At 68.6% G+C, this 3843-nt stretch carries 4 protein-coding genes and 1 tRNA gene; 4 read left to right on the forward strand and 1 reads right to left on the reverse strand.

All coding sequences use genetic code 11. The features are described 5' to 3' along the window. Positions 1–75, reverse strand: a tRNA-Val gene (locus QGG75_14545). A gap of 136 nt (positions 76–211) precedes the next feature. Here QGG75_14545 and QGG75_14550 point away from each other — a divergent pair. The 4 genes from QGG75_14550 to QGG75_14565 form a co-directional block, all read left to right on the forward strand. After that, positions 212–1105 carry an N-formylglutamate amidohydrolase gene (locus tag QGG75_14550; GenBank protein MDP6068452.1) on the forward strand — a complete coding sequence of 298 codons (894 nt, stop codon included), beginning with the start codon at positions 212–214 and terminating at the stop codon, positions 1103–1105. Positions 1106–1168: 63 nt separating this feature from the next. Next, on the forward strand, positions 1169–2659 hold the full coding sequence (gene tcuA, locus QGG75_14555) for an FAD-dependent tricarballylate dehydrogenase TcuA (protein ID MDP6068453.1): 1491 nt from the start codon (positions 1169–1171) through the stop codon (positions 2657–2659). After that, positions 2656–3543 (forward strand): NAD(P)-dependent oxidoreductase, encoded by an 888-nt coding sequence (locus tag QGG75_14560; protein ID MDP6068454.1) that lies wholly within the window; start codon positions 2656–2658, stop codon positions 3541–3543. The genes tcuA and QGG75_14560 overlap by 4 nt, the downstream gene beginning before the upstream one ends. Before the next feature lie 8 nt (positions 3544–3551). Further along, the coding region (locus QGG75_14565) for an N-acetyltransferase family protein (GenBank protein ID MDP6068455.1) at positions 3552–3843 on the forward strand (292 nt) is incomplete at its 3' end.

Here is a 3843-nt window from a genome sequence, read left to right on the forward strand (position 1 = left end):
TGGTGGGCGCGGCTGGGATTGAACCAGCGACCCCTACGATGTCAACGTAGTGCTCTCCCGCTGAGCTACGCGCCCGGTTTCGCGGCTCCGCCGCGAGGCTATGCGGTTTACAACGATTGCCCCAGGCTGACAAGGGCCGCCCAACACGAACGAGCCCCTGTGGGGCCGTGCCGCTTGCCCCGGCCCGGCCTCTCGGCACACAATGCGGCCCATGAGCGCCCTCGACCAACCCGACGACGAAGCCTTGCCGCCTTTCGAGGTGCTGGCACCCTCGCAGCAGACGGTGCCGCTGGTCTTCGTCTCGCCCCATTCCGGGGCCGATTATCCGGCCGAGTTTCTGGCCGGCTCGGCTCTCGATCCGGTGACGCTCAGGCGCTCCGAGGACAGCTTCGTCGACGAGCTTTTCGCCGCCGCGCCGCAAGTCGGCGCGCCATTGCTGCGGGCCAATTTTCCGCGGGCCTACTTGGATCCCAACCGCGAGCCCTGGGAGCTCGACCCGGCCATGTTCGACGGGCCGCTGCCTGACCACGTCAACAGCGAATCCCAGCGCGTCGCTGGCGGGCTCGGCACCATCCCCCGGGTGGTCGCCTCGGGGGCCGAGATCTATCGCGAGAAGCTCTCGTTCGCCGAGGCCGAACGCCGCGTCAACGAGCTCTACAAGCCCTTTCACGCCACGCTCACGACGCTGATCGACGAGACGCTGGAGGAATTCGGCTGCGCCGTGCTGATCGATTGCCATTCCATGCCGGCCGTCGGCGGGCCCATGGACAAGGACCGCGGCCACGAACGGCTCGAGATCGTGCTCGGCGACCGCTTCGGCACCAGTTGCGCCCGCGCCGTCAGCGACGCCGCCGAGGAGACGCTGGACGAGTTGGGCTGCACGGTAGGGCGCAACAACCCCTACGCCGGCGGCTTCATCACGCGCAACTACGGCCGCCCGGCCGGCGGCATCCACGCCCTGCAGATCGAAATCAAGCGCTCGCTCTATATGGACGAGCGCCGCATCGAGCGCCTGCCACGCCTGCGCCAGATGACCGGCCACATGCGCCGCCTGATCGGCGACCTAGCCAAGCTCGAACGCGACGCCCTGATGCCGCCGCGCTAGCACAGCCGCGGGCTGTTTTTTTTGCTGTCCCGTGCAGTCCCTATCTGAACAGGTACACCGTACATGAGCGAATACGATGTCATCGTCGTCGGCGCCGGCAATGCCGCCCTTTGTGCCGCGCTCTCGGCGCGCCAGGCCGGCGCTTCGGTGGCCGTGCTGGAGCGCGCTTCCGAGGACGAGCGCGGCGGCAACTCGCGCTTCACGGCCGGCGCCATGCGCGTGGTCTACGACGGCCTCGACGATCTGCTCGAGCTCATGCCCGACCTCACCGACGAAGAGCGCAAGGACGACTTCGGCAGCTATACCTCCGACCAGTTCTTCGACGACATGGCCCGGGTCACCGAGTTCCGCGCCGATCCCGACCTGGTCGAGGTGCTGGTGCACGAGAGCCTGCCGACGCTGAAATGGATGCGCCACTGCGGCGTCCGTTTCCTGCCGCTTTACAGCCGCCAGGCCTTCAAGGTGGGCAACCGTTTCAAGTTCTGGGGCGGCCTCACCGTGGAAGCCTGGGGCGGCGGCGAGGGACTGGTGACGGCGCTGCACGACGCGGCCGCCAAGGCCGGCATCGAGGTGCTCTACGGCACCCGGGCGCTGGCCTTGCTGCAGGACGACGAGGGCGCGGTCGTGGGGGTCCGCGCCCGCCAGGGGGGGCGGCGCCGCGAGTTGGCCGCCGGGGCCGTGGTGCTGGCCTCGGGCGGCTTCGAATCCAATGCCGAATGGCGCACGCGTTACCTGGGCCCGGGCTGGGACCTGGCCAAGGTGCGCGGCACCCGCTTCAACACCGGCGACGGCATCGCCATGGCGCTGGAAGCCGGCGCCATGCCGTGTGGCAACTGGTCGGGCAGCCACGCCGTGGGCTGGGACCGCAACGCCCCCGAGTTCGGCGACCTGGCGGTGGGCGACGGCTTCCAAAAGCATTCGTATCCTTTCGGCATCATGGTCAACGCCCGCGGCCAGCGCTTCGTCGACGAGGGGGCGGATTTCAGGAACTACACCTACGCCAAGTATGGCGCGGAGGTGCTGCGCCAGCCCGGCCAATTCGCCTGGCAGGTCTTCGACGCCAAGGTGACGCACCTCCTGCGCGACGAATACCGCATCCGCCAGGTGACCAAGGCCAGCGCCGCTAGTCTCGAGGAGCTGGCCGGGAAGCTCGACGACGTCGATGCGGCCGGATTCCTGGAAACGGTCCGGGCTTTCAATGCCGCCGTCCAAGAGGGCGTGCCCTTCGACCCCACGGTCAAGGACGGCCGCGGCACGGCGGGTTTAGCGCTGGCCAAATCAAACTGGGCCAACGCCCTCGACCAGCCGCCCTTCGAGGCTTATGCCGTGACCTGCGGCGTCACCTTCACCTTCGGCGGCCTCAAGATCGACACCCAAGCCCGGGTCATCGACAGCGAAGGCGTGGCCATGCCCGGCCTCTATGCCGCCGGCGAGCTGGTGGGCGGGCTTTTTTACTTCAACTATCCCGGCGGCACCGGGCTCACTTCGGGCGCCGTCTTCGGCCGCATCGCCGGCTCGGGCGCGGCTTCAAGTGCCGGGGAGAAAACATCATGACCGCGTCCATCGGCTTCATCGGCACCGGCGTCATGGGCGAGCCCATGTGCCGCAACATGGCGCAAAAATGCGGCCGGACGGTCATCGCCTACGACCTCGATCCCGAACCGCTGGCGCGGCTGGCCGAGGTTGGCGTGGTGGCCACCGATTCAGTGGCTGCCGTGGCCCAGGCAACCGAGCTCGTGTTCTTGTCGCTGCCCGGCGGCGAGCAACTGTCCGAGGTTTGCGAGGCGCCCGGCGGCCTGCTGGAAAGCTGCGGCGCCGGCCAGACCGTGGTCGACACCAGTACCTCGCCGGTGGCCTTGAGCCGCGAGCTGGCGGCCCGTTTCGCCGAGCGCGGCATCGACTATGCCGACGCCCCCATCGCCCGCACCCGCCAGGCGGCCATCGAGGGCACGCTCTCGATCATGGTGGGCGCCGGCGCCGAGGTTTTTGCCCGCATCCAGCCGCTGCTGGCCTGTTGCGCCAGCGAGGTCAGCCACTGCGGCCCGGTGGGTGCCGGCCAGGTCGTCAAGCTCATGAACAACATGGTGCTGGTGCAGACCGTGCTGGCGCTTTCCGAGGCCCTGACCATCGGGCGCCGGGCCGGCCTCGAGGGCGAGGTGCTCTATGAGACCCTGACCAAGGGCTCGGCCGACAGCTTTGCGCTAAGGAACCACGGGATGAAGGCGTTGCTGCCGGGCCAGTTCCCGGAGCGCGCCTTTTCCACCGAATACGCCCAGAAGGATCTGCGTTACGCCCTCGAGCTGGCGGCCGAGACGGGAGTTGCGGCGAGCGGCGCCGTGAACGCGGCGGCGGCGCTGGAGGCCAGCCGCCAGGCCGGTTTCGGCGCCAACTACTGGCCGGCGCTGATCAATGTGGTGGACCCGGGAGGCAAGGGATAGACCCTGTCATGGCCGATCCCATCATCCGCGAGGCGGGAGAAGGCGACCTGACCCGGGTGCAAGCGATCTACGCCCACTACGTGCTCAACGGCCTGGCCTCGTTCGAGGAAGAGGCGCCGGACCTGGCCGAAATCAACCGCCGCTTTCGAGCCACCAAAGGCGCCGGTTTTCCCTATCTTGTGGCCGAGTTCGAGGGCCGGGTCGTCGGCTATGCCTATGCCGGCCCCTACCGCGCCCGGCCAGCCTACCGCTACAGCGTGGAGAATTCGGTCTACGTGGCGCCCGAGGCGCTGCGGCGCG

This window comes from Alphaproteobacteria bacterium (assembly GCA_030740435.1).
Classification (GTDB): Bacteria; Pseudomonadota; Alphaproteobacteria; order UBA2966; family UBA2966.